Source organism: Mesorhizobium sp. STM 4661 (assembly GCF_000359125.1).
Lineage (GTDB): Bacteria > Pseudomonadota > Alphaproteobacteria > Rhizobiales > Rhizobiaceae > Mesorhizobium.
The window spans coordinates 1-24866 of record NZ_CAAF010000058.1; the positions used below are offsets into that span (position 1 = coordinate 1).

The following is a 24866-nucleotide window of genomic DNA, read 5'->3' on the forward strand; positions in this document are numbered from 1 at the left end:
GATCAGGGAGACCCACCGCCGTGCTGTCGAATTACTGCCGCAGCTCCGCGAAGCAAAGATCACGCACGCGTGGGCCGGATTCGTCGACTGCACGCCGGACGGTGTTCCCTGTATCGGTGAGGTGCCGGATGTACCAGGCTTCATCCTGGCCGTTGGCTTTTCCGGCCACGGCTTCGGGGTTGGTCCCGGCGCCGGCCACCTGATCGCGGATCTTGCCACCGGAGCCGAACCGATCGTCGACCCCGTTGCGTATCGACCGGGACTCTTTAGCAACTCGGCATGGGGCACGGTCGCTGAGTTTTAGGCCGCACACGCAACCGGACGCCCCTTCACATGAGATGGCTTTGAGGCTTCAGCCTACCTCCCCACTGTGAGGTGGGACACCAGCGAGCTTTTCACGCAACAATTGCATGTCCTAAGGGCCACTAACCGCATGATATTCCGTCCAGGCACACAACTCCGCAGCCTGTCTATTCTCGGCGCAGGTTAGAATGCTTCAAAATTACCGGAGTTCCGCAGATGCCCGCGCCGCTCATGCACATCGAGTGCAGCCCTTCCCTGCCCCGCGAGGCGGATGTCGTCGTCGTCGGGGGCGGCGTGGTGGGCGTGTTCACGGCGTATTATCTCGCGCGCCGCGGCGTCAGCGTCGCCCTGGTCGAGAAAGGGCGCGTGGCCGCCGAGCAGTCCAGTCGAAACTGGGGCTGGTGCCGCCAGCAGAACCGCGATGCACGCGAGTTGCCGATGGCAACCAAGAGTCTCGATCTATGGGAGAAAGTGGCACAGGAGACCGGGCACGATACAGGCTTTCGCCGTTGCGGCCTCCTCTATCTCTCACAGGACGAAAATGAGCTGGCGAATTGGGCCAAGTGGCGTGACTTCGCCAGGACAGTGGACGTGACGACACATGTGCTGAGCGCGTCAGAAGCCGCCGAACGGGGCAGAGCGACCGGCCGCAAATGGAAAGGTGGCGTGTTCTCGCCAAGCGACGGAACGGCGGATCCTTCCAAGGCCGTGCCGGTCGCCGCGCTTGGGATCATGGCGGCTGGTGGCACCCTGCATCAGCATTGCGCGGCTCGCGGCATCGAGTTGAGCGCCGGCAGGGTCAGCGGCGTCGTAACCGAAGCGGGAACCATCCGCACGAAGACCGTGGTCATGGCCGGAGGGGCATGGGCCTCTTCGTTCTGCAACCAGCTCGGTTTGCGTTTCCCGCAAGCTGCCGTGCGTTCCTCCATTCTAGCCGTGGCGCCGGGCACAAACGGTCTGCCAGAGGCCCTGCATACCGCTCGCGTCTCGCTGACGCGGCGCAGCAACGGTGGATACACGCTGGCGATCAGCGGGCGGGCTCGCGTCGACCCGACGCCACAGCAGTTCAGGTTCAGCCGCGAGTTTATACCGATGTTCGCCCGCCGCTGGCGCAATCTCGCCCCGGGCGCCTTCGAGGGCTGGCGTCAGGGCCATGAAAGCTTGGGCAAATGGGGCCTTGACGACATTACGCCAATGGAACGGAACCGGATACTCGACCCGAAGCCCGACATGGGACAGATTCGGCTGACATATCGAAGAGCCTGCGAATTGATCCCCGAACTCCAGCGCGTCGCGATCTCCGATGCCTGGGCGGGTTATATCGACAGTACACCCGACGGCATTCCCGCAGTCGGTGAAGTGGAGGGAATTCCGGGCTTCATCCTGGCGGCGGGATTCAGCGGTCACGGCTTCGGCATTGGCCCCGGCGCGGGGCATATGATCGCCGACATCATTACAGGCAGCGAGCCTATTGTCGATCCGCGTCCTTATAGGCCCGAGCGCCTGAAGACGGCTGCGTGGGGCAAGGTCGCTGAATTCTGAGGAGATCAGCTTGCCAAGGTACAACCGGCGCACACGAAATTGAGGCCGCGAGTGCTCAAAACAGGGAAGTTACGATGCGCTTCGACTGGGGCTCGGACTACTACAAGGCCAATGGCCGGATGATGCCCGAAGATGGAATGGCGCAACTGAAGCGCTTCGATGCCATCTTCTTCGGCGCGGTCGGCTCTCCCTATGTGCCGGACGACATCACACTTTGGGGTCTCCGGCTGCCGATTTGCCAAGGCTTTGATCAGTACGCGAACGTGCGGCCGACCAGGATATTGCCCGGTATTATTTCGCCGCTGGCGGGCGTTGGGCCTGGCGACCTGGATTGGGTGATCGTGCGGGAGAATTCCGAGGGCGAGTATTCCGGCCATGGCGGCCGTGCCACCGCGGTCTCCCCGAGGAGGTTGGAACCGAGGTCGCGATCTTCACGCGCGTCGGCGTCACCCGCATCATGCGCTATGCATTCCGGCTGGCGCGGTCACGGCCGCGAAAGCTCCTGACCGTCGTTACGAAATCCAACGCGCAGCGTCACGGCATGGTAATGTGGGATGAAATCGCAGCCGAGGTGGCGGGGGAGTTCCCTGACGTCGCGTGGGACAAGATGCTGGTTGATGCTATGACGGTGCGCATGACACTCAAACCTCGCAGCCTCGATACGATCGTCGCCACCAATCTTCATGCCGATATTTTGTCAGACCTTGCAGGCGCGCTGGCGGGCAGTCTCGGCGTTGCACCGACCGCCAACATTGATCCCGAGCGGCGCTATCCCTCGATGTTCGAGCCAATTCACGGCTCCGCCTTCGACGTCGCCGGCAAGGGTATCGCCAACCCCGTCGCCACATTCTGGACCGCTGCCCAGATGCTCGAACATCTGGGCGAGAGCGCAGCCGCCGTCCGGTTGATGAGCGCTGTGGAAACGGTGACGAGCGAGGGCGTGCTGACGCCGGACGTGGGTGGGACTGCGACCACGCAGGACGTGACGGACGCCGTCTGCCGGACGATCCGCGGCTCTAACGTGTGACAGGTTTCCAATGAAGCTCGACAAGATCGACATCAAGATCTTATCCCAACTGCAAAAGAACGGGCGGGTCACCAACGTCGAGCTTGCCGACCTGGTCAATCTATCGCCAAGCCCTTGCCTGATGCGGGTGAAGAAGCTTCAGGCGGAAGGCTTCATTACCGGCTATTCCGCCCAGATCGATGTGTCCAAGCTCGGACAGACTCTAACGGTCTTCACCGAGGTTACGCTCAAGCACCATCAACAAAACGACTTCGCGAGATTTCTCACCGCCATTCAGAAAGTCGATTCCGTCATCGAATGCCATCTGATCTCGGGCGGGTATGATTACCTTGTGAAGTTCGTCACAGCAGGCATAAGCGAGTATCAGACGATCATGGAGCGCATGCTCGAATTGGATATCGGGATCGACAAATATTTCAGCTTCGTCGTGCTGAAGTCACCGATCGTGAAATCCCATTTGCCTCTCGATGTCATTTTCGACAAATGAAAAGCCGCTCCGCGGTCTGAACCTGGAGTACGCGCGCCAGCGTTCTCTTCCGCCGCGCGCGTGCAACGGCGAGAGGTCCACATAACTGCAACTTGCTTGGCAACTCCCGGTATGCGGCATCACCTGAGGATCTGCTTCAGGCCCCGCTAGCTGTCTGCCGCATGGACCGGGTGGCTTCAGCGATGGCGACGATCATCCCTTCATCGCTTCCCGCACATCCTTGTCTTCGAGGGTTTGATCCAGCGTCATCCGGGTACGTTCGAGGATACCATCTATATCGTCGCCCGTGCAGCAGAGCGGCGGGGCAAAGCCGAGGATGCCGCTGTTGAAGGCGCGAATGACAAGGCCGTTCTCCCAGGCGCGATCGAAGATGCGGCGCCCCGCATCGGCCGCCGCCGGCAGCGGCGTCTTGCGCGCCTTGTCGGTCACCAGTTCGACCGCGGCCAGCATGCCGCGGCCGCGAATATCGCCAACCAGCGGGTGATCGGCGAGCGAGCGGAGGCCTTCCATCAGGCGCTTCCCGGCCGTTCGTCCGTTCTCGATCAAGCCATCTTCATAGAGACGCAGGCACTCGAGCCCGACAGCGGCGCTCACCGGATGGGCTGAGTAGGTGTAACCGTGGCCGACAGCCGCTTTGCCGGCTCCGTCCGCGATCGTATTGTAGACATGGTCGGTCATGAAGACGGCCCCCATCGGCACGTAGCCCGACGTCAGTCCTTTCGCCGTGGTCATTAAATCCGGCACGACTTCGTCTTCCTCACAGGCGAAAAGAGGCCCCGTGCGGCCAAAGGCGGTGATGACTTCGTCGGCAACGAACAGAATGTCGTGTTCCTTGCACACGGCCTGCAGAGCCTTTAGCCAGCCTGCCGGCGGAACCAGGACACCGCCCGAACCCTGGATTGGTTCAGCGTAAAAAGCCGCGACGCGATCGGCGCCGAGTTCAGCGATTTTGGCCCGCAGCGCCGCGACCGATGCATCGATGATCGCCTGCGGGTCGGAACCGACCGGGTTGCGATAGGCGTAGTGCGAGGGAATCTTGTGCTGCCAGTCGTAAGGCACACCGAAACCGGCATGGAAAGCCGGCAGCGCGGTCAGACCTGACCCTGCCGTCGAGGATCCATGGTAGCCATACTCGACCGAGATAAACTGGTCTTTTCGCGGCGTCCCCTTGGCGTGGTAAAAATAGCGAATGAAACGGATGGTGCTGTCGATCGCGTCGGAACCGCCCAGCGTGAAATAGACATGGTTCAGATCGCCAGGCGCCAGTTCGGCAAGACGCGCTGCAAGACGGATGGCCGGCTCAGACCCCAGCCCGAAATATCCCGTCGCGTAAGGAAGCTCTCTCAGCTGCTTGGCAGCTGCCTCGACGACGCTTTCCTGCCCGTATCCGATGTTTACACACCATAGGCCCGCGAATCCGTCCAGCAAGGTTTTCCCGCTTGCCTCGGTCACTGTCGCGCCCTTGGCGGATTTGAGTACGCGCACGCCCGTCTCTTCGTGGCTCCGATAGCATGAAAACGGGTGAACCAGGTGCGCGCGGTCGAGTTCGATCAGGGAGTTTGCAAGCATTTCTTCCTCCGATTTCAGCGTAGCGCCTGACTGACGAGCGCATAAGTTCGGTGTGGTGTGGTTTCGTCCTTCGGCTCGCCTGCGCTTCGTCGCATTGTTATGCCACCACCGACATGGGCCAGCCCGCGACGGGTGAGCCACTCGCCGAGATCTGTGGTTTCTTCAGTGTCGATGCGGACAAACTTGCCCGCACTGTCAGCCAGCAGGAAGTCGACAAGGCATCTCGCTTCGTGAAGCTTCCTCGCCACCACCGGCCCAATGACCAGCCCGCGGCCAAACCGACGAATTGCCGCAAACGCCTGAACATCGCCTTCATCGCGAACGACGGCGAACTTCGCGCGCTCGCGCAACGAGCGCATGAGCGTCGTCCGGTCATGACCAAACGCTGCGCGATCCAGAACAACAAGGCGCGCGTGGTCGCCGTCGTCGCCCCATGACACATGTGCCGGTGCGTCTACAGAAGGCGCCAGGCCCTGGTGCTGCACGATCTTGCCGGTCGCGACAAATCCCAGCTTCTCGTAGAGTGGGAGCCCTTCCTGCGTAGCCACCAAATAGCAAGTGCGCTCGCCTGCCCTGCCAAGTGCCTCCTCCATCAGCTTGCGACCGAGCCCGCGACCGCGCATTGCGGCATCGACGATGACCATGTTGACGGTGGCGGCATCGTCGCCATAGGGCGTCATCAAGATCGTCCCCACCACGCGTCCTTGCTCCCGGACAACGAGGCCTTGGCTGAGCGATTGCATCAGTTCCCAGTCTTCACGACGGTGCGGCCATCCAACATGACGGGACAATTCGACAGCATCGTTCAAATGCTCGGTTGTCATCGTTTTGAGCGTGACTCGCGCTGCGGTCATGGGTCGTTTCCCGGCCTGAATTCTTCAATGCCAAGTTAGGCTGCCGTCGCCAGCAGTTCCTCCCGACGCGCACCGGCGGGTTAGATGTTTTGACTTTCCTTTGCCGCCGGCGCCGCATCTTATGCCGACGAGTCGGCGGGCAAGGGAAGCTCTTTGGCAAGTTCTGAGCCAGGTCGCGCGCAACTCTCTGCCAAAGCCCTGCCACGATACAAAACAATCTGCTTCAAGCGGCAAAGAATGCGGCGACTAGTCCTTTCCGCTGCTCGTTATGATCCTTCTCGCTAAGGCACGCAGTGCCGCCAAGATTGGAAGGATCGACCCCCATGACCCAGTTCAGACCGAAATATATCACCTTCGATTGCTACGGTACGCTGACCAACTTCGACATGGCCGGCGCAGCGCGACGCGTTTATGGTGCGCGGCTATCCGCAACCGTGATGGCGCAGTTCATCAAGGATTTCTCGGCCTATCGCCTCGATGAGGTTCTTGGCACCTGGAAACCCTATAGCGAGGTCGTGCACAATTCCGTGGAGCGCGCCTGCAAGCGCAACAACGTGGCGTTCCGCCCTGAGGATGCCCAGCGCATTTATTCGGAAATACCGACATGGGGTCCGCACCCGGATGTCCCGGCGGGACTGGCCAAGGTCGCCAAGGAAATCCCACTGGTGATCCTGTCGAATTCCATGAACAACCTGATCATGTCGAACGTAGAGAAGCTCGGCGCACCCTTCCACATGGTCATCACGGCCGAGCAGACCGGCGCCTATAAGCCTTTGATGAAAGGCTTCGAGTATATGTTCGACAAGCTCGGCTGCGGCCCGGAGGACATTACGCATGTGTCGTCCTCATTCCGCTACGATCTCATGACCGCCTATGACCTTGGCATTAAGAGCAAGGTGTGGGTGAATCGTGGCCACGAACCCGCGAACCCTTACTACGAGTACACCGAAATCAAGGACATCGGCGGTCTGGCCGGCGCCGTCGGACTGGAGCCGGCTCGGGAATTCGCCTGAACCACTGTTTGCCGGCGCCGTCGCTCCAGATTGAGGCGCTCCCAAAACGTTACAATAAAGAGGGGCGGTTTTCACCGCCCCTTTCTTGTTGTTCCAATGCCTGGAAGCTGCAGGTGTCTCCACCTGCTTGCAAGACAACTAGTTAAGCCCGCCAACATGAAGGGTCTTGACCTCGAGATATTCCTCGATGCCGAGCTGCGATCCTTCGCGCCCCACCCCTGACTGCTTGACACCGCCGAAAGGCGCAACCTCGGTCGAGATCATGCCTGTGTTGAGCCCAACCATGCCGAACTCCAGCGCCTCGGCAACACGCCACGACCGCTTGAGATTATCGGTGTAGAAGTAGGCGGCAAGGCCGAAGGGCGTACCGTTCGCGATCGCGATGGCCTCTTCTTCCGTCTCGAAGCGAAAAAGTGGGGCCACTGGGCCGAACGTCTCTTCCGATGCCAGCAGCATCTCGGTCGTAGCCTCTCCAAGCACGATGGGCCTTGCATATTGCTTGCCGTCCAGCACCGTCTCGCTCTGGGCGATGATCCGAGCGCCTTTCGCCCGTGCATCCGCGATGTGACGCTCGATCTTGTCGATGGCGGCCGCGTTGATCATCGGGCCGATCTCAGTGCCTTCGTCGGTCCCTGGGCCAACCTTCATTCGCGATACGCGCTGGCTCAGCTCTTCTGCGAAAGCGTCGTAAACGCCCGCCTGCACGAGAATCCGGTTCGCGCAGACGCAGGTTTGACCGCCATTGCGGAACTTGGATGCGATCACCCCCTCGACTGCATTGCCCAGATCGGCGTCGTCAAAGATGATAAAGGGCGCGTTGCCGCCGAGCTCGAGGCTGAGCCGCTTGATGCTATCGGCCGCGCCACGCATGAGCAGCGCTCCGACGCGGGTCGAGCCGGTGAACGAGATCTTGCGCACCGTCTCATTGGCCATCAATTCGTTGCCGATCTCGGTGGGCATGCCGGTCACAATGTTGATCACGCCGGCAGGGATACCTGCCCGTTCCGCCAGGACGCCGAGCGCCAGCGCCGAGAATGGCGTGAATTCCGACGGCTTGATAACAACGGTACAACCCGCGGCCAGCGCCGGTGCCACCTTGCGCGTGATCATCGCGTTGGGGAAATTCCACGGCGTGATGATGGCGCAGACGCCGACGGCCTCCTTCAGCACCAGAATGCGGCGATCGGGCGTCGGCGACGGAATGGTCGAGCCGCCGATCCGGCGTGCTTCTTCGGCGAACCATTTTACGAAGGAGGCGCCATAGCGGATTTCACCGCGTGCTTCCGCCAGAGGCTTGCCCTGTTCCAGCGTCAGCAGCAACGCCAGGTCCTCTTCATTTTCCAGTATCAGGCTGTGCCAGCGTTCCAGAAGCGCTCCGCGTTCGGCATGGGTCCTGGCCTTCCAGTTCTTGAACGCCGCCTGCGCTGCGTCTACCGCCGCCCTCGTCTCATCCCGGCCCATGTCGGGCACGGTTCCAAGCACCTCCAGACTGGCCGGATCGGTCACATCGACAGTAGCGTTGCTGTGTGCATGCTGCCAGACATCGCCAATGAGTCCCCGCTGGCGAAACAGGTCCGCGTCCTTCAGGAAACCAATCTTCGTTATTGCATTCATGGTCTTTTCCTCAGCTCCTTCAGCTTAATCCTGCCAGCACGGCCTGCGTGATTGCTTCAGTCCCGTCCTTGCCTGCAATCGTGCCTACCCCGCGTGCGGTTGCGGACTCGATCGCCGACATCACTTCAGCCGCGGCCTGCCCCTCGCCCAGATGCCCGAGCATCATGGCGCCGGACCAGATCGCGGCGATCGGATTGGCGACGCCGAGATGCGCGATATCGGGTGCCGAACCATGGACCGGCTCGAACATCGAAGGCGCGCTGCGATCGGGATTGATATTGGCGGAGGCGGCGTAACCCAGTCCCCCCTGAATGGCCGCTCCAATATCCGTGAGGATGTCGCCAAAAAGGTTCGAGGCGACGATCACGTCGAGGCTTTCAGGCGCCAGGACCATGCGGGCGGCAATGGCGTCGACGTGGTAGTGCGAGACCTCCACATCGGCATAGTCTTTTGCCACCTCGCGCGTGACCTCATCCCAGAAAACCATGGAATGTTTCTGCGCGTTGGATTTGGTGACGGATGCGAGCTGCTTGCGGCGCGTCCGCGCCTGTTCGAAACCGAAACGGAGGATTCTTTCGACACCCTCACGCGTGAAGATTGCCGTCTCGATCGCGACCTCATTGGCCGTGCCGGAATGAATGCGCCCACCGGCGCCGCAATATTCGCCTTCCGTGTTCTCGCGGATGCACAGGATATCGAAACCCTCACGACGAAGGGGGCCCTGAACGCCTGGCAACAGCCTGTGCGGCCGTATGTTGGCATACTGCGTGAATCCTTTGCGGATCGGCAGGAGCAGTCCGTGAAGCGATACGGAGTCGGCCACTTTCGCTGGCCATCCCACAGCGCCGAGGTAGATCGCATCGAACTTCCGCAGTATCTCGACGCCGTCTGGCGGCATCATCGCACCGGTTTCCAGGTAGTAGGCGCACGACCATGGGAACCTTGTATCCTCAAGGGCGAAACCGCCTCGCTTTGCCGCAGCCTGCAGCACCTCCCATCCCGCCTCGGTCACGTCCTTGCCGATGCCGTCGCCTGGGATGTGCGCTATCGTGTAAGCCTTCATTGAGATCCTCCTAGAGACCGATGGGCACCGAAGGTCACAGCTTGCTCAACACGGCAGCGACATTCGGCATCTCGTACCGGGTTTCATCGGAACAATAGTCGACAGCGCGCCGCATTTTCCGTCGAGGATGAGCCGCCCGCCAGCGTCGAATCGCGTCGGGCGGGACTTGGAAAGTCGATTGTTCTGGAACCGCCGCGCGCGCTATTCGGCCGGACCTTGAGCGTTGAGCTCAGTCGTAAACGCTGACGTAGATCTTGCGCACGGTTTCGATCGTGCGCCAGACGCCGACAAAGCCGGGCTTCATCACGAAACTGTCGCCGGTGCGGTAAGTCTTGGTCTCGCCGCCCGTCTCCTCGATCTCGACGAGGCCCGAAACGATGTGGCAGAACTCGCAGGTAGTGCCTTTGATCGAATGCGTCTCGCCAGGCGTCGCCTCCCAGACTCCGGTCAGGACCTTTTCGCCTTTCGAGGCATCCTGCGCCCAAGTCTTGAAGGATGGATTGCCCGAAATGAGCCGCTCCGGAGCCGGTAATGCCTGCTTCGGCGCGAAGGCCGGATTTGTGTCGATCGTGATCAGAAGTGACATGTCATGTTTCCCTGGTTAGTAGCCGAGTGTCCGATCGACGAGGCCGATCAGTTCTTCTCCGGCGCGGTGGCGCCGGATATTGTCCACGACGGATTGCGCCGCGGAATCTGCTTGCGTTACGGAAGCGATGTGCGGCGTGATCGCCACCTTCGGGTGCCGCCAGAGTGGATGGTCGTCCGGCAGCGGCTCGGGATCGGTGACATCCAGCATTGCGGCATCAAGATGCCCGCTGTCGAGAGCCTGAAGCAGGGCAGTTTGGTCTAACTGCGGCCCACGGCCGACATGCAGCAGCCTCGCCCCGGCCGGCAGCCAGGAAAAGAGCTCCGCATCCAGAATGCCGCGGGTTTCTTCCGTCAGCGGCAGCAGGCAAACGAGAATGTCCGTGCGCGAGGAAACCGGCAAGCTGATCCGCGCCATAAAAGCAGGTGACGCCGTCGATCTCCTTCCTGCTTCGGCTCCAGGCAGCGAGGGGAAAGCGAAACGGCAGCAATCGCTCGATAGCCGCCTGCGCCAGCATGCCGAGGCCAAGAAAGCCCACGCGGCGCTCGGTCGCTTGCGGAGCTGCAAGCCCCCGCCACGCTTGGCACTTCTGCTGTTCACGATACGCCAATATATCCCGGTGGAGGCTCAGCACGCCGAGAACGACATATTCCTGCATCATACGAATGATGCCGTCCTCGACCATGCGCACCAGCTTCACCTGCTGAGGCAGGCTTTCACGCTTGAACTGGTCGACGCCGGCGCCAAGCGAAAACAGCACTTCGAGATTGCGATAGCGCGCGATGTCGTTCGGCGCCGTCCAGGTCAGGAGGTAGCGCACCTTCTCCGGGTCGAGACATTCGCTGCTGTGGAACAATTCGACGTCCGGGAGTTCGCGTGCGAAAACCTTGCGGAAGACCGCTGCGCGCACCGGGTCGGAATTGAAAAGAAAAGCCATAAAACCGCCCTCTCCCGCTATGCGGCAAGGCGCGTGCCGAGACGCTCGATCATGCTTTGGCAGACAGCAAGTTCGCCGATCTCGATATATTCGTTGGCACGATGAGCCCGGCTGATATCGCCGGGACCGCAGATGATCGCGTCGATGCCGGCCTGCTGATAGAGGCCAGCCTCCGTGCCGTAACTCACCGCAGACAGGGGCTCGCGCCCCGTCAACTCGACCAGAAGGGCCGTCAATTCACTCCCCTGCGCGAGCGAGAGTCCCGGATAGGCGCTCAACTCATGCCACGCCACCTCAAAGCCGCTGTCGCGTAGAGCCGCTAGCTGGGCCTTTACCGGCTCGAGCAGGGATGATGGGGAAATACCCGGCACGGCACGGACCTCGATATCGGCGGTGCAGCGATTGGGGATGATATTGACGGCTTGGCCGCCCGCGATGACACCGACCTGCAATGACGAGTATGGCGGCGCGAAATCCGTGTCGAACGGTCCATTCGCAAGGGTCTGGCCATAGGTCACGATCTGCGTGACAAGACCTGCCATTGCGTGCACGGCATTCAGACCCAGTTCGGGCCGTGAAGAATGGCCGGACCGTCCGATCACCTCGAGCCGCGCAGCCGCCTTGCCTTTGTGCCCCCGCACGGCTTCCATCCGGCTCGGCTCACCGATAATGGCGCCAAGCGGCCTCTCGCACAGGTTTGGCAGGGCGGCGATGAGATGCGGCACACCACGGGCACCTGCCTCCTCGTCATAGGAGAATGCGAGATGAATTGGCCGCTGCAAGTTCATCGCCGCAAGCCGCGGCAGCGCGGCCAGCACGCAGGCGAGAAAGCCCTTCATGTCGGAGGTACCGCGACCATGCAGCCTGGCGCCGTCTTGGCGCAGCACAAAGGGATCCGAGTTCCATTCCCGTTCCCCGGCCGGCACGACATCCATGTGGCCCGACAAGATGTAGCCGCGGGCGCGCCGCGGTCCGATTGTGACAAACAGATTGGACCGGTCGCCTTCGGGGCCACGAAGGACGGTCGCTTCTGCTCCGGCCGCCTCGCAATATTCACGCAGCCAGCCGACGAGCGCGCCGTTGGGCGCGCCCACGACCGAGGGGAACGCGATCAGCCTCGCAAGAATTTCTTCGACATTCACCGGGCGCCGCTCCACTCGCAGTTCGCTGGATGCAACAAGTGTGGCAGCAGGCGAGAGCATTCCGTGCCGAATGAAGCTATGCTTTGGCCGAAGATTTCGAATATCGGCCCGTAACCAGCGAAACCTGCTGGCTTTCGGGTGCAATCATAGGGCAAAAGACGGCTGCGGAACCGTCAGCGGCATCAAGACGTGCTCGCGAGCACGGGATTTCGACAATGGAGCGGGTCGACTGAAATGCAGAGATCAGTGCGCCTGAAGTCTTTCGAACTGGTCGCGCGGGACATCGACGAAGTCGAAGTCGATCTGCTCCACGCGCTGTCGATCTCAGTCCGCTGGCCGCATCGGCCGAAGGACTGGGACACTCTGCGCCGTGCGGGCCGTGGCATCGTTGCCGTAGACGGCATTGGCCGGGTTTTCGGCAGCGCGATGTGGTTTCCGCAAGGGGACGATTTCGCCACCATCGGCGTGGTGATCACAACGCCCCGCACACAAGCGCAAGGCGGCGGCCGATGGCTCATGGACCAAGTGCTTGAGCAGTGTGGCGATCGCAATCTGGCGCTCAACGCCACCCATGCCGCCTATCCCCTCTATGTCTCACTTGGCTTCACGACCGAGGAAATCGTATTCATGCGCCAGGGGGAGGTTCCGCCGGCACTCCCGGCAATGCCGGCCTTGGACGGTGAATTGCAGGCGCTGCCGAGCGACAGGCTGAAGGCAATCATGGCGCTCGACAGGCGTGCGTTTGGGATAGACCGCGAGAGGCTGCTCGCACTGCTTTCGGCGAATGCCTCAATCCAAACTTTGAGCCGTGGCGGCGAGATCGTCGGCTATTCCATGTGTCGCGAGTTTGGGCGTGGTTATGTGATCGGGCCGATGGTCGCGCGCAACGATCTGGATGCGGTACATCTCACAGCCGTCCATCTGAGAAATCTTGCAGGACGGTTCGCCCGAGTCGATACCCGGGAAAAGGATGGCGTGTTTGCCACGTTTCTCGAGCAGTGCGGCCTTGGCATTGCCGAGACCGTTACGACCATGTCCAAAGGGCGCCGATTCCTGAACCGGGAAGAAAACGGACCGTGGGTTTATGGATTGGCCGGCCACGCATTGAGCTGAAGTGGCAACCTTGATTCACAACCCCATGGTCGTTGCCATTGCGATAGCTTGCGCTGCGGGCCGCTACCGTGAACTCGCCAGTGAACAAGTTTGTCGATGCCGCCCGGACCTATTCTAAGGGCTGAAGCGCCCCGCCCCGGCAATACTGTCCGCGTCATGCGCATTGCCATTGGGACGAGGCCGACGACGTGCAGGACGACGGCAAGGACCCTGCTGGCGAGAGCTCTAGGGCCGAAGGGTGGAAGAAGCGCGCCGAGAACATGACGCCGGTTCGGATAGAGCGGGGGTGAGGTGAAGAAGCTCGCACCTGGCTTGAGACGCCGTCAGATGGTGTCCTCGGCCGCTCAGAAACATGGAGGCCGCCACGAACGCTACGCCTAATTGTCCCAGTCCAGTTGTCTGGCTCGTAGACAAGAATCAAGAAAGACTCGCTCAAAGCCCAATGCGCATCCGTCTTTGCGCGGATCGGACGCCTTTGAAGGTGCCGTTTTCCCAATCGATGAGGATCGCGTCGCGAGCAGCTTAAGAGAGCCGCGTCGCCTCGATCTCGATATGCAGTCGGTCGGCGGGCTGCGGGTCGCCGTCAGGCTGGAACCGCGCCAAGATGTTGAGGATCATCAACGCGATGATGCCTTGTCCGTCGGGCGGGCATTCATGCAGGTGGCTGCGAAAACCAGTGGATGGGTGCGATGGCAGGGCCAGGAAATTCTGCCGTTCGGTTATCCGTCAGGCTCCAGCGGCGGGGCATAGCTACTCCGTGTGTCACAAAAAGACCATGGCCCCTCCCATCGTGAATTACAGCAAACCCACCATAGCACAGCAAGCAGCCGGGGGCGTCTACAGCATCAGAGCCGGGCAGCGGCGAGATTGAGTGACTCTCAATGTCAATAGTAAGACGGATCGCCGGAAGGCGGCGCCTCATGCGGTGCTATTGTAGTGCCGGTGAGCTTTGCCCTGCGAGATCATCCGGCTGAGCATCATCAAGGCGACGAAGGCGATAGCCGCCATGCCGAACCCGAACCAAAGCACAGCCTCTGCCGAGCGGGACATGCCCCATGCGAATGCGGCGGGGACGACGGCATTGGCCAGGTCAGTCGGTCGGCCGAGCCGGCCGAGCCGGAGGCCATAGTTGAACGATCCGAAGATGTGGTACGGCAGTACCGGGCGGAGAATTCCCAGCAACCCCGCGGGCAGCCCGTAGCAGACCGCCGCGACCGCCGCGAGCCAGCCGGGCACGGGCAGGGCCAGCACCGCACAGACGAGCAGCGGGAGCAGGCTCAATGGCAGGGCGGCATGTACGAACCGGGCCAGCCTGATCCGCGGCAGTCGGCTGCCGAGCAAAGTGTCGCCGCCGCGGCTCACCAGATAGGCAAGACCTATGAGCGAGCCAGCAAATACGGCCTCCGCCCGCGACGTTCCCAGCGCTACAAAGATATCGATGGCAAGAATGGCCATCCCTGTGGTCAAGGCGGCCGTCAGAACTTGCATGATCATGAGCAATGCGAACGCCCGGCCAGCAAGTTCCGGGGAAACATGGGCTGGACTTGCACGGCTCTCGTCCTGGGTCGCATGCTCCCGGCTCGGATTGTGCCGCTTGGCCAGCCAAATATGTATTGGCCAGGCGATCACCATGGTTGCGGCGGCGTAGAGCAGGCACAGCTGACGCCAGTCCATCAGGCCCAGCAGCGCTTCCGACAGCGGCCAGAAGATCGTCGAACACATGCCGGTCGCCAGTGTCAATAGACCGATGGCGCGGTAGGCGCTCTTCCCCGCGACTTGGGCAATGCCGTTATAGGTGGCCGTGCCCAGCCCGAAATGCATCCCGAACCCAAACAGCACCCATGCCGCATAGTACGCATTCGGGCCACTGGCGGTGGACAGCACCAGCAGCGCCGCAGCCAGGACCGGCGTCCCGTAGCAGAGCACGCGCAGTCCGCCGACGCGATCAGCCAGCCGTCCGGCTATTGGGGCCAGAAACGCTCCGGTCAGAAACATGACGGTCGTTCCACCGAAGACCGCGGCGCTGGAAAGGTCGAGATCGGCGCGGATATGCGCGGCCAGCACTCCGATGAGCGATATCGAAGTACCCCAGCCGAGCGTCTGCGTCAGCATCAACATCATCACATGCGATGGTGGCAGTTCGGACTGGGATCCATCTGTCCTCCGGTTCGGAATGATCACGGGCTGATGCTACTCCGGTTCAGTCGCGCAGTAATGCCGGACCGCTGGGATCGTACCAGCAGGTTGCTTGGAACGGGACTATCAATGCCAACGATCGGGAAAACCTTCTACCGATGAAAACGCTAATTTAGTCTGCGTTCAGCCTGATTAGCGACGCGCTCCCCCCGGTGTCGCTACCGAGCAGACAGTCGCAGAGGCAGAGGGCCGCAGGCGCAACGTGCCCGGCGCTCGAGGCGCCGGGCAAGAGATGGGCTACTTCACATCGAGATCGGTATCAAAAACGTAGTAGTTCAACGGATGCGGCGTGAAACCGGTGACGCCCGACGACGCGACGTCGAAGACCGTCTCGTTGACCAGGAAAACGGTGACCGCGTTGTCGTAGACGTACTGCGCCAATTCACCGTAGGCGCGGTAGCGCGCCGTTGGATCCCCCTCGCTGGCCGCTGCCGCCAGCATAGTGTCGAATTCAGTATTGCAGTACTGCGAGATGTTGTAGCTGCCCTTGCACGAGTAGTCGGCCGTCAGGTAGCCGACGGGCTCCGGCACGTCGGTCATGTAGCCGCGCGACAAGAGCGCCATGTCGTAGTTGCCGGACAACATGTCTGGCTCGATCGAACTGTATTCGGCCACGCGCACATTGACGGTGAACCCGACCTCGGTCAGCATCGCCTGGATGATCTGCGCGACGTCGCGCAGTTCGGTCTTGCCGGTGTAGGCGAGGATTTCGATTTTCAGCGCGGCAGGGTCAACGCCCGCCTCATTCAGAAGCGCACGCGCCTTCTCCAGGTCTCGCTCGATTACCGGCGCGTTCGGCGCTTCCCAGGGTTGATCCGAGCGGAACGGGTCGCCCGCCGGCGGGCTTTTGCCTTCGAAGATGGCGTTCGAAATGCCGGCCGTGTCGATCGCAAGCCTGACCGCTTGACGTACCTTCTGGTTGTCGAAGGGCGCGCGCGCGTTGTTCAGAAGGAGTTCCAGGACCCGCGGTGCATTGACCTCGAGCACGGCGAGATCGCCGCCAGAGGAGAGCGTCGCCACCGCCGCAGGCGGCACCAGGCGGGAGATTTGTGCCTCGCCAGATCGCGCCATCGTGCCGCGGGTGTTGGCGTCCGGAATGAAGCGGATTGTCCCCCCGGCCAGCTTCGCCTTCCCGCCCCAATAGTTTTCGAACCGCTTTACCTTCACGTATTGTTGCGGGTCGACCTCGACGATCTCGAACGGCCCAGTACAGGTGCCAACGGGATTGATCCCGTCCTTCGAATAGGCGGCTGGAGACAGAATCGCCGTCCCTGGATTGGCAACGCTCCCCGGCAGGGTGACCAGCGGTGTATTCGTCTTGATCGTGACCGTCATCGGCCCGGTTGCTTCGACCGATGCGATCTGCTTTGGCGAAAACCCGCGGATTGGCACCTCCGATTTGAGCGCATGATCGAGCGCCTCAGACACCGCCTTGGCGTCGAGCGGGTTCCCGTCCTGAAAGGTGACGCCTTCGCGGATCTTGAACTCCCAGGTCAGCGGGTCGACCAGCGCCCAATCCGTCGCGAGCGACGGTTCGACCTTCAGATCCTGCGATACCCGCGTGAGCCCTTCGTAACAGCCGGCATGCGCGCCGATGAATGCGTCGTCGCCAGACATAGCCCAGTTGGCCTTTAGTGCGAGGTTGTCAGCCAGAACAAGCTGGCCATCCTGCGCCAGAACTGGTGCCGCAGCTAATAAGAATGCGGTCGATACCGACAAGAAGCGTTGCATCATTTCACTCTCCCATTGGATTTGGACCGGTAGGGGTCGGCCATGATCTTAGAAAGCCGTCGCGGCAGATTGTGCCGATCGCGCGAGCGTCCCCGAAGGATCCCCCGTTGTTTCGCGCACGCCGGCAGACTCTTCTGCCAGCGCCTCCCAGTACCGGCAGCGCACGAACTGGCCAGGGCGAGCCAGCTTCAGCTCCGGCTCAAACGCAGCGCAGTCGGGCCGCGCGTGGGGGCAGCGAGTATGAAAACTGCACCCGGAGGGCGGATTGAGCGGGCTCGGTGGATCTCCCTCAAGCAGGGAGTCGGCTGCGGAGAGACTGTTCTGGTCGAGCAGCGATGCGGCGAGCAGCGCCTTCGTGTAGGGGTGCGTCGGCGAGTTGAAAAGGGTATCGCGATCGGCGAGCTCGATCAGCTTGCCGAGGTACATGACGGCGATGCGGTCACAGAGGTATCGCATGACGCGCAGATCGTGCGAAATCACCACCATCGTGAGTCCTCGCCGCAACTTGAGGTCCATCAGGAGATTGAGGATCTGTGTCCGCATCGAGGCATCGAGCGCCGAGGTGGGCTCGTCGCAGATCAGGAGCTTTGGCTCAAGCAGCAGCGCCCGGCCAATCACCACCCGCTGCAGCTGCCCACCCGAGCATTGCTTCGGAAGCCGGTGGTAAAAGCTCGCGTCGAGCCCGACGTCCCCAAGCATTTCCAGTACCCGCGCCCGTCGCTCCGCCGTCCCCCCCCCGAGGCCGTGGTGCGCCATCGGCGCGCTCATGCTGGTGCCGATCGTCATCCGCGGGTCGAGCGCCGCATAGGGGTCCTGGAAGATCAGTTGCACGTCGCGGCGCCGGCGGCGCAGCGCCTCGCCCGTTGGGGCGAGCCAGTCCTCACCGTCGATCAGCACCTTGCCCTCCGTCGCGTTGGTAAGGCGCGTGACGATCCTGGCGAAGGTGCTCTTGCCGCAGCCGGACTCGCCGACCAGCCCCATCACCTCTCCCACCTGCACGTGGAGCGACACGCCGTCCACCGATTTCACCACCTTCGCGCCGGTCAGGCTCGGCAGCCGGTAGTGTTTGACGACGCCCTCGACGGAAAGAAAGGCCGGCTTGCGGCAGGCAAGGTCGGCGTAGCGCGGCGCGTCGCGCCGCGGACAGTCAATCGTGGCGCTGGTCGCGGCGATCGGTCGGCGCATCATGCGACGTCTCCTTCGTGCAGAACCTCTGCAGTGGCGTGACAGCGGGACTTCCAGCGCTGGCCAACCGGCTCTAGTCCGGGCTCCCGGCTGCAGCAGGCAATGCGCAGCCCTGGATGTTCGCGCATCAGTGTGCAGCGCGGCGCGAAGCGGCAACCTTCCTTGATGGCGAGCGCTTGGGAGCCGGAGCCCGGGATCGACATCAGTTTGCCGTCGCTCTCGGGCACCAGCAGCGAGCACCGGATCAGCGCGCGAGTGTAGGGATGCGCCGGTCGGCGCATGATCTCCCGGGTCGGCCCCTCCTCGAGTATGCGGCCGGCGTACATCACTGCCACCCGATCGGCGAACGCGGACACGATCGAAAGGTCGTGGGTAATGAGCAGAATCGACAGGTCGTGACGCTCCCTCTCTTCCTTCAGCAGCCGCAGGATCTGAGCCTGCACGGTCACGTCGAGCGCGGTCGTCGGCTCGTCGGCGATCAAGAGCTTCGGGCCGGCCGCCATCGCCGCCGCGATCATCACCCGCTGGGCCATGCCGCCAGAGAGCTGGTATGAAAAGGCGCGCGCCCTGACGGCCGGGTCGGGGATGCCGACGCTCCGGAGGAGGTCGACCACCCGCGCGAAGGCCTGGCGGCGCCCCAGGCCGCGATGCTTGCGCAGCGGCTCGGCGACCTGGGCCTGGACTCGCGACGTCGGATCGAGCATCACCTGCGGCTGCTGGAACAGCATGGAGATGTCGGCGCCGCGCATCCGGTTCAGCTCGGAGTCCGACTTCGCCACGATATCTTGCCCCTCGAAGCAGATCGAGCCGCTGGTGATCCGCAGCGCGTCCGGCAGCAGCCGCGACAGCGCGAGCGCGGTGACGCTCTTGCCGGAGCCGCTCTCGCCAACGAGCGCCACGACCTCGCGGCGACCGATCGTCAGGTCGAGCCCGTCAATCAACGTTTTCCCGCTCTCGAGCGAGACCCGAAGGTCGCGGACCTCGAGGAGCGGGACGCTGACGTTCTCCCGGGTCATGTCATGGTCAGCCATTCCCTGCCTCCTCCGCGTTGGTCGTCGCTCGGCTGCGCGCGCCGCGGCTCTCAATCTCCAGGCCGTGGCCGATCCAGGTCACGCCGAGCGCGGCGAGGAAGATAACGGCGCCGGGCGCTATCATTAGGATGGGGGCCCGTTCGAGGTAGGGCTGGGCTTCCGCCATCATCAGCCCCCAGTCGGGATTGGGCGGCCGCACGCCCAGCCCGAGGTACGACAGCCCGCCCACGGTGATCAGCTTGTGGCCGAAGCGCAGGAAGGAAACCGCAGCGACCGGGTGGATCGTGTTGGGGACGATGTGCCGTAAGATTACGAAGCTCCGTTTCATGCCTAGAACCTCGGCGGCGCGGATATATTCGCGCGCATTGATCTCCTTGGTCAGTCCGCGGGCGAGCCGAGCGTATGGCGTCCAGCCGATCAGGGTCAGCGAGAGGATCAATGTGGCGTAGTTCGGTCCGAACACGCCGATGAGGAAAATCGCGATCACCACGTCGGGTATTGAGATCAGCAGGTCGACGACCCGCATCGCCACCTCGTCGAGCACGCCGCCAGCCCGGCCTGCGACCACGCCGATCAGCGTACCGACGACCAGGGTGATGATGACGGTGATCGCCGAGATCGTCACTGCAAACTGGCCGCCCACCAGGAGCCGCGAAAGCACGTCGCGCCCGAGATGGTCGGTGCCCAGCCAATGCTCCGCCGAGGGCGGCCGCAGCCGGTTGATCAGGTCCTGCGCGGCGGGATCGTAGGGCGCGACCCACTGCGCGAAGCACACCATGACCAGGACCATGGCCAGCAGCACCGAGCCGGCCTTGAACGTCCAGTGCCGCGAGGACACGAAGGCGTAGGTACCGGCGAGGGGCGAGCGGCGCCGTTCATCGAGCGTGAGCCGCGGGTCGGCCATTTCAATGTCCATGGCTGCCTCGCATTGCCGGATTGAAGAGGACGTAGAGCACGTCGGTGATCGTGTTGATCAGGATGGAGAGGCCAACGAGGGCGACGAAGCCGCCTTGCAGCACAGGCACGTCGTTGTTGACTACCGCCTCGTAGAGCAGCCGGCCCATGCCCGGGACCGCGAAAATCACCTCGATGACCACCGACCCGCCCAGCAGCCCCGCGAACCATAGCGCGAAGAAGGTCACGACCGGCAGCGAGCCGTTGCGGAGGCCGTGGTGCACCACCGCCTCATTCATCGACAGTCCGCGCGCTCGCGCCGCTGTGATGTAGGGGGCCGCGATCACCTCGCGCATCGCCGCCCGCGTCACCTGGGTGAAATAGGCCATCGGCCGCAGCATCAGCGCCATTGCCGGCAGGATCAGCGACTCCCAGCTCTGCCAGCCGGCCGACGGCAGAATACCGAGCCAGAGCACAAAGACCAGGACCGAGACCGGGGCGAACCAGTATTCAGGCGTCGCGACCAGCGTTTGGATCAGGAGCGTCGTGAAGCCGTCGACCTTGCCGCCCGGCCGCATGGCAGCGGCAGTGCCGAGCGGCAGGGCCACCAGGAGCGCCACGCCGAGGGCCGACAGCGCCAGGGTTATCGAGACCCCGAGCGCGCGGGTGATCTCAGCTGCGACCGGCTGTCGCGATGCGAACGAATAGCCGAAATCGCCCTGCAATGCGGAGCCGAGCCAGGAGAGGTACTGCACCGGCAGGGGCCGGTCGAGCCCAAGTTCCCTGCGCAGCGCCTCCACCGCCTCCGGCGCGAGGTCCAGGTCCGACACCCGGGAGAGCAGGATCGTGCGAGCGGGATCACCGTCGCTCAGCAGTGGCACACAGAAGGCGGCCACCGACACGATGAAGAGCATCATGACGAGGATCGCTACACGCTGTAGAATGATCTTCCACATTTCGCCTCCCTTTCGCGATCCGCGCACCACCTAGTTGGGGCCGATGGTCCCCGAGGTTGCTCGGGTCCATCAGCTGCAGGATAACAGGTGCAAAGAGCGGTTGGTGTCAAAACGGCCCGACCTGCGAGAATATGCTGCGGTTTCGCCGCCCGTTTGCCAAAGATATTGCCGTCCGATCTGCCGCTGCCCGCGGGGCGGCTGGCGCGGAAGGCGGCACGGACGCACGCCCGGCAGATACTGCCATCTGGGCGATGGCTCTTTCGCGGCATCCGGATCAAAGCCGCTGAGATCCAGGCAGGGACTCACGCTGACAAGGGCTGATGATCAGTCCACTTAACTACCCTTCCTGGCCCTTGGGCAAAACAGTTTCCCGGGCAAGCTGGACAAGACGCTGCGCGTCGGTCAGCACTTCCCTCATCTGTTCGAGCCTGTCGATTTTCTGTTGGGCAGCAGCCAAATGGATCTTCACAACACTGTTGTTTGTGCGGACTGAGCAGCAGGCAAGGCAGCGACACGCAGCAGATCCTTGGCGATTTCCCTTGTCCCTTGCTCCCGTCGGCAGGAGCTCGATTTGCTCGTAGCAGCGAATCGTGTGGACCTTCCGCTCTTATATGGCCCCTCAAAGTGGGAGAAGGCCGCCGACCATTTCCGGCCGCCGACCCGTCGTTTTGATCAGTGACCTTCGGCAGCAACCAGAGGGCGAGATGGAAGCCCCCTATCCCGACTATCATCGGCCGTCTTCGTTCCCTTGAAGCGCAGAAGCCGCAGCGCATTCAGCGTGACGATCGCGGTAGCGCCGGTGTCGGCGAGCACGGCCACCCACAGCCCGGTGATGCCGAGCACGCTGGTGACGAGGAAGAGGGCCTTGAGCGCCAGAGAGAAGACGACGTTCTGGTGGATGTTCGCCATGGTGGCGCGCGACAGCGCAACCAGGTGAGCAAGGTCCGTCACGCGACTCTGCAACAGGGCGGCGTCCGCCGTCTCGAGCGCCACATCGGTGCCGCCACCCATGGCGATGCCGACATCGGCTGTTGCAAGCGCCGGGGCATCGTTGATGCCGTCGCCCACCATGGCCACCTTGCACTTCTCTTTCATCTCGTTGACGAGATCGAGCTTGTCCTGGGGCAGCAGTTCGGCGTTCCACTCGATGCCGAGACCTGAAGCGATTGCCTGGGCCGTGCGCCGGTTGTCTCCGGTCAACATGACGGATCGCACGCCCATTGCCTTGAGCTGGGCGACGCCTTCGCGCGCATCGCGCCGCGGTTCGTCGCGCAGTGCCACAAGCCCGAGGATTTCCTTCGTGCCTTCATCGAAGAGAACCGCAACGGTGTTCCCGCGATCCTCGAGCCTTTCGATCGCCTCACGCTCCGGGATCCCGATCGTCACGGTCTTTGCGGCGTGCGACGGAGAACTGACGGCCAGTCGGCGTGCGCCCACGGTGGCATGGACCGCCTTGCCGGGGGTCGCGGACGCGTCTTTCGCCACCGGGACGGCGATGCTCGCCGCTTCGGCGCGCCCGATGATCGCCTTGGCAAGAGGATGGTTCGAGCCGCTCTCGACGGATGCTGTCAGCGCAAGCACTTCATTCTCGTCGCGCTTTCCAAACGGAAGAACTTCGGTGACGCGGGGCTTGCCCTCGGTCAAGGTCCCTGTCTTGTCGAAGGCGATGGCGCGCACTTTGCCGATGGTTTCGAGTGCGCTGCCACCCTTGATCAGAAGACCGCGGCGTGTGGCCACGGCCAGGCCCGAGGCGATCGCGGCCGGGGTGGAAAGCACCAGCGCGCAGGGGCAGGCAATCAGCAACAAGGCGAGGCCACGATAGAGCCAGCCAGCCCAGTCGCCGTCCAACACCAGCGGCGGAATGACGATGATCAGGGCTGCGATCAGCATCACGGCAGGCGTGTAATAGCGACTGAAGTTCTCGATGAAGCGCGCGGTTGGCGCCTTGGAACCCTGGGCTTGCTCCACAAGGTGGATGATGCGGGAAATGGTGTTGTCGGCTGCCGTCTTTTCCACGCGAACATGAAGAACGCCATCGACGTTGATCGAACCGGCGAAAACGCTGTCTCCACTCGCCTTGGACCGCGGAATCGACTCGCCCGTAACCGGTGCCTCGTCAAGGCTGGAGGTTCCCTGAACGATCTGACCATCTGCTGGCACACGGTCACCCGGGCGCACCAGAACGAGATCTTTGACGCGCAGCGACGCCGCCGAGACGCTGCGTTGGCCGCCATTGGGATCAACAAGGACCGCCGTCTTCGGTACGAGCGAGGCTAGCGCCTTAATGCCGGCACGGGCACGCCCGGCCGCCACGCTTTCCAGAAGCTGGCCGACGGCGAAGAGAAACACGACCGCGGCGGCCTCTTCCGCCGCGCCGATCGCAAGAGCGCCGACGGCGGCCACTGACATCAGCGTTTCGATCGAGAACGGCGAGCCGGCCCTGGCGAGCGCAAAAGCCTGACGCGCGAACGGAATGACGCCCGTTATAACCGCACCGGCGAAAATCCAAATTGCGTAAGCGGGGAAGAATTGGGCGATGGCATAAGCCGAGCCCATCAGCAGGCCAAGGACGATGACGTGCTTGCCCTTGCGCGTCTGCCACCAACGCTGATTGCGCACGGCTGGGGCAGGCGCGGCATCGATGATCGCATCAGAGGCCTGGTCAAGCTGGAGCGTATTCGACACGCCAAAACCGAGCCCCTTGATCGTCTTTTCGATGTCGGAGGCCTTGGTGGTCGAACCGGGCGCTAGCGTGAGCTCGAGAGTTTCCGCTGTGAAGTTGACCCGAACATCGGAAACGTCGGGCATGCGCGCCAGCGCCACCTCGATCTTTGCGACACAGCTTGCGCAATCCATGCCGTCGACCCGCATAGAGACGTTAGGTGGGGTACTCGGAGCAGCGCGCTGGACAGGGGCATGTGCTGCGTTATCATGACCACTGCAGCTTCCGTGATCATGGTCATGCTTATGATCCTGGCCGCCACAGCCACCATGATCATGGTCGTGATGACTGTGATCATCTTTGTGTTTGTGGTCCCCGCCACAACCACGATGATCGTGGTCATGTTTGTGATCGTGCTTACTATCATGGGTTCCGCCACAACCAGGGTGTTCATGAGCACCGTGGTCGTGCGCATGATCATGATTGTGGTCATGATCGTGATTGTGATCGCCGCAGCGACCGCTGTGATCGTGCTCCTTGTGAGCACGAGTGGTCGGGTGCTCGGCTGGTGCCGGTACGGCAGATGCCGGCAGTTCCGTGACATCGAAACCGAGCGACCGAATTTTCTTGGCAATGTCCTTCGCCGTCGCCTTGCTAGCGGCGTCGCGCGACAGGGCCAAGGTTTCGGTGGTGAAATTGACGGCGACGTCGGAAATTCCCGCCATACGGCCCAAGGCGGTCTCGATTTTTCCGACGCAGCTTGCGCAGTCCATGCCGCCGACATGGAAACCCAGCCGTTCTCCGGCATTCGGCGTTGAACATTCTGTTGTCATCCCAGACTCCTTTCTCGCCGGCGCAGCGGCGTTCGTTCGCCTTAGGAATCTGCGTGGCTTCGGAAGAGACCTATAACTCACTTAAACAATTATTCAAGTGTTCATGCAAATATTCCTCCCAGTCGGCA

The 24866-nt window shown here is 62.4% G+C and carries 19 protein-coding genes and 2 pseudogenes; 7 read left to right on the forward strand and 14 right to left on the reverse strand.

What is annotated here, in order from left to right; translation table 11 throughout:
- The 4 genes and pseudogenes from MESS4_RS18825 to MESS4_RS18840 form a co-directional block, all read left to right on the forward strand.
- A partial coding sequence (locus MESS4_RS18825; protein WP_036241635.1) for an FAD-binding oxidoreductase occupies nt 1–304 on the forward strand: 304 nt, incomplete at its 5' end.
- A gap of 215 nt (nt 305–519) precedes the next feature.
- On the forward strand, nt 520–1845 hold the full coding sequence (locus MESS4_RS18830) for an FAD-binding oxidoreductase (RefSeq protein ID WP_006334138.1): 1326 nt from the start codon (nt 520–522) through the stop codon (nt 1843–1845).
- Nucleotides 1846–1925: 80 nt separating this feature from the next.
- A pseudogene (locus tag MESS4_RS18835) lies at nt 1926–2872 on the forward strand (tartrate dehydrogenase); the annotation flags it as partial.
- Between the two features lie 10 nt (nt 2873–2882).
- The gene (locus MESS4_RS18840) at nt 2883–3359 is read left to right on the forward strand and encodes an Lrp/AsnC family transcriptional regulator (RefSeq protein ID WP_006334141.1); all 477 of its coding nucleotides are present in this window, start codon (nt 2883–2885) and stop codon (nt 3357–3359) included.
- Nucleotides 3360–3551: 192 nt separating this feature from the next.
- On the opposite strand, the gene MESS4_RS18845 is transcribed toward MESS4_RS18840, so the two are convergent.
- A complete protein-coding gene (locus tag MESS4_RS18845; protein WP_006334142.1) occupies nt 3552–4928 on the reverse strand; it encodes an aspartate aminotransferase family protein in 1377 nt (458 codons plus the stop codon).
- A gap of 14 nt (nt 4929–4942) precedes the next feature.
- A complete protein-coding gene (locus MESS4_RS18850; RefSeq protein ID WP_006334147.1) occupies nt 4943–5782 on the reverse strand; it encodes a GNAT family N-acetyltransferase in 840 nt (279 codons plus the stop codon).
- 323 nt (nt 5783–6105) lie between these two features.
- Here MESS4_RS18850 and MESS4_RS18855 point away from each other — a divergent pair, with 323 nt between their 5' ends.
- Nucleotides 6106–6795 (forward strand): haloacid dehalogenase type II, encoded by a 690-nt coding sequence (locus MESS4_RS18855; RefSeq protein ID WP_006334149.1) that lies wholly within the window; start codon nt 6106–6108, stop codon nt 6793–6795.
- A gap of 138 nt (nt 6796–6933) precedes the next feature.
- On the opposite strand, the gene MESS4_RS18860 is transcribed toward MESS4_RS18855, so the two are convergent.
- From MESS4_RS18860 to argE, 5 genes and pseudogenes are all read right to left on the reverse strand, one after another.
- Nucleotides 6934–8409 (reverse strand): NAD-dependent succinate-semialdehyde dehydrogenase, encoded by a 1476-nt coding sequence (locus MESS4_RS18860; protein WP_006334150.1) that lies wholly within the window; start codon nt 8407–8409, stop codon nt 6934–6936.
- Nucleotides 8410–8428: 19 nt separating this feature from the next.
- Nucleotides 8429–9472 (reverse strand): tartrate dehydrogenase, encoded by a 1044-nt coding sequence (locus tag MESS4_RS18865; protein WP_006334151.1) that lies wholly within the window; start codon nt 9470–9472, stop codon nt 8429–8431.
- Nucleotides 9473–9701: 229 nt separating this feature from the next.
- Nucleotides 9702–10058: a cupin domain-containing protein gene (locus MESS4_RS18870; RefSeq protein WP_006334153.1), complete on the reverse strand. Its 357-nt coding sequence runs from the start codon at nt 10056–10058 to the stop codon at nt 9702–9704.
- Between the two features lie 15 nt (nt 10059–10073).
- Nucleotides 10074–10995: pseudogene (locus tag MESS4_RS18875) on the reverse strand (glyoxylate/hydroxypyruvate reductase A).
- A 17-nt stretch (nt 10996–11012) separates the two neighbouring features.
- Nucleotides 11013–12137 (reverse strand): acetylornithine deacetylase, encoded by a 1125-nt coding sequence (gene argE / locus MESS4_RS18880; protein ID WP_036241645.1) that lies wholly within the window; start codon nt 12135–12137, stop codon nt 11013–11015.
- Nucleotides 12138–12371: 234 nt separating this feature from the next.
- Here argE and MESS4_RS18885 point away from each other — a divergent pair, with 234 nt between their 5' ends.
- Both MESS4_RS18885 and MESS4_RS35155 read left to right on the forward strand, forming a co-directional pair.
- Nucleotides 12372–13250 (forward strand): GNAT family N-acetyltransferase, encoded by an 879-nt coding sequence (locus tag MESS4_RS18885; RefSeq protein ID WP_006334173.1) that lies wholly within the window; start codon nt 12372–12374, stop codon nt 13248–13250.
- A gap of 456 nt (nt 13251–13706) precedes the next feature.
- Entirely contained in the window at nt 13707–14000 is a 294-nt protein-coding gene (locus MESS4_RS35155) for a hypothetical protein (protein WP_348259955.1), read from the forward strand.
- A gap of 168 nt (nt 14001–14168) precedes the next feature.
- On the opposite strand, the gene MESS4_RS18895 is transcribed toward MESS4_RS35155, so the two are convergent.
- The 7 genes from MESS4_RS18895 to MESS4_RS18930 form a co-directional block, all read right to left on the reverse strand.
- Nucleotides 14169–15431 (reverse strand): MFS transporter, encoded by a 1263-nt coding sequence (locus tag MESS4_RS18895; protein ID WP_157385617.1) that lies wholly within the window; start codon nt 15429–15431, stop codon nt 14169–14171.
- Between the two features lie 252 nt (nt 15432–15683).
- Entirely contained in the window at nt 15684–17180 is a 1497-nt protein-coding gene (locus MESS4_RS18905; protein ID WP_006334182.1) for an ABC transporter substrate-binding protein, read from the reverse strand.
- Between the two features lie 45 nt (nt 17181–17225).
- Nucleotides 17226–18365 (reverse strand): ABC transporter ATP-binding protein, encoded by a 1140-nt coding sequence (locus tag MESS4_RS18910; RefSeq protein WP_006334184.1) that lies wholly within the window; start codon nt 18363–18365, stop codon nt 17226–17228.
- Entirely contained in the window at nt 18362–19393 is a 1032-nt protein-coding gene (locus MESS4_RS18915) for an ABC transporter ATP-binding protein (protein WP_157385619.1), read from the reverse strand. Before MESS4_RS18915 ends, MESS4_RS18910 begins: the two co-directional genes overlap by 4 nt.
- On the reverse strand, nt 19386–20309 hold the full coding sequence (locus MESS4_RS18920) for an ABC transporter permease (protein WP_006334188.1): 924 nt from the start codon (nt 20307–20309) through the stop codon (nt 19386–19388). Before MESS4_RS18920 ends, MESS4_RS18915 begins: the two co-directional genes overlap by 8 nt.
- Nucleotides 20299–21243 (reverse strand): ABC transporter permease, encoded by a 945-nt coding sequence (locus MESS4_RS18925; RefSeq protein ID WP_006334190.1) that lies wholly within the window; start codon nt 21241–21243, stop codon nt 20299–20301. Before MESS4_RS18925 ends, MESS4_RS18920 begins: the two co-directional genes overlap by 11 nt.
- Before the next feature lie 672 nt (nt 21244–21915).
- Nucleotides 21916–24738, reverse strand: a complete 2823-nt coding sequence (locus MESS4_RS18930) for a heavy metal translocating P-type ATPase (RefSeq protein WP_081609786.1) — start codon at nt 24736–24738, stop codon at nt 21916–21918.
- Nucleotides 24739–24866: the final 128 nt, after the last annotated feature.

Excerpts from the sequence above, each read along its gene's own strand:
- MESS4_RS18830 (WP_006334138.1), top strand. The coding sequence starts at position 520 with ATGCCCGCGCCGCTCATGCACATCGAGTGCAGCCCTTCCCTGCCCCGC.
- MESS4_RS18840 (WP_006334141.1), top strand. The coding sequence starts at position 2,883 with ATGAAGCTCGACAAGATCGACATCAAGATCTTATCCCAACTGCAAAAG.
- MESS4_RS18845 (WP_006334142.1), bottom strand. The coding sequence starts at position 4,928 with ATGCTTGCAAACTCCCTGATCGAACTCGACCGCGCGCACCTGGTTCAC.
- MESS4_RS18850 (WP_006334147.1), bottom strand. The coding sequence starts at position 5,782 with ATGACCGCAGCGCGAGTCACGCTCAAAACGATGACAACCGAGCATTTG.
- MESS4_RS18855 (WP_006334149.1), top strand. The coding sequence starts at position 6,106 with ATGACCCAGTTCAGACCGAAATATATCACCTTCGATTGCTACGGTACG.
- MESS4_RS18860 (WP_006334150.1), bottom strand. The coding sequence starts at position 8,409 with ATGAATGCAATAACGAAGATTGGTTTCCTGAAGGACGCGGACCTGTTT.
- MESS4_RS18865 (WP_006334151.1), bottom strand. The coding sequence starts at position 9,472 with ATGAAGGCTTACACGATAGCGCACATCCCAGGCGACGGCATCGGCAAG.
- MESS4_RS18870 (WP_006334153.1), bottom strand. The coding sequence starts at position 10,058 with ATGTCACTTCTGATCACGATCGACACAAATCCGGCCTTCGCGCCGAAG.
- MESS4_RS18885 (WP_006334173.1), top strand. The coding sequence starts at position 12,372 with ATGCAGAGATCAGTGCGCCTGAAGTCTTTCGAACTGGTCGCGCGGGAC.
- MESS4_RS18905 (WP_006334182.1), bottom strand. The coding sequence starts at position 17,180 with ATGATGCAACGCTTCTTGTCGGTATCGACCGCATTCTTATTAGCTGCG.
- MESS4_RS18910 (WP_006334184.1), bottom strand. The coding sequence starts at position 18,365 with ATGATGCGCCGACCGATCGCCGCGACCAGCGCCACGATTGACTGTCCG.
- MESS4_RS18915 (WP_157385619.1), bottom strand. The coding sequence starts at position 19,393 with ATGGCTGACCATGACATGACCCGGGAGAACGTCAGCGTCCCGCTCCTC.
- MESS4_RS18920 (WP_006334188.1), bottom strand. The coding sequence starts at position 20,309 with ATGGACATTGAAATGGCCGACCCGCGGCTCACGCTCGATGAACGGCGC.
- MESS4_RS18925 (WP_006334190.1), bottom strand. The coding sequence starts at position 21,243 with ATGTGGAAGATCATTCTACAGCGTGTAGCGATCCTCGTCATGATGCTC.
- MESS4_RS18930 (WP_081609786.1), bottom strand. The coding sequence starts at position 24,738 with ATGACAACAGAATGTTCAACGCCGAATGCCGGAGAACGGCTGGGTTTC.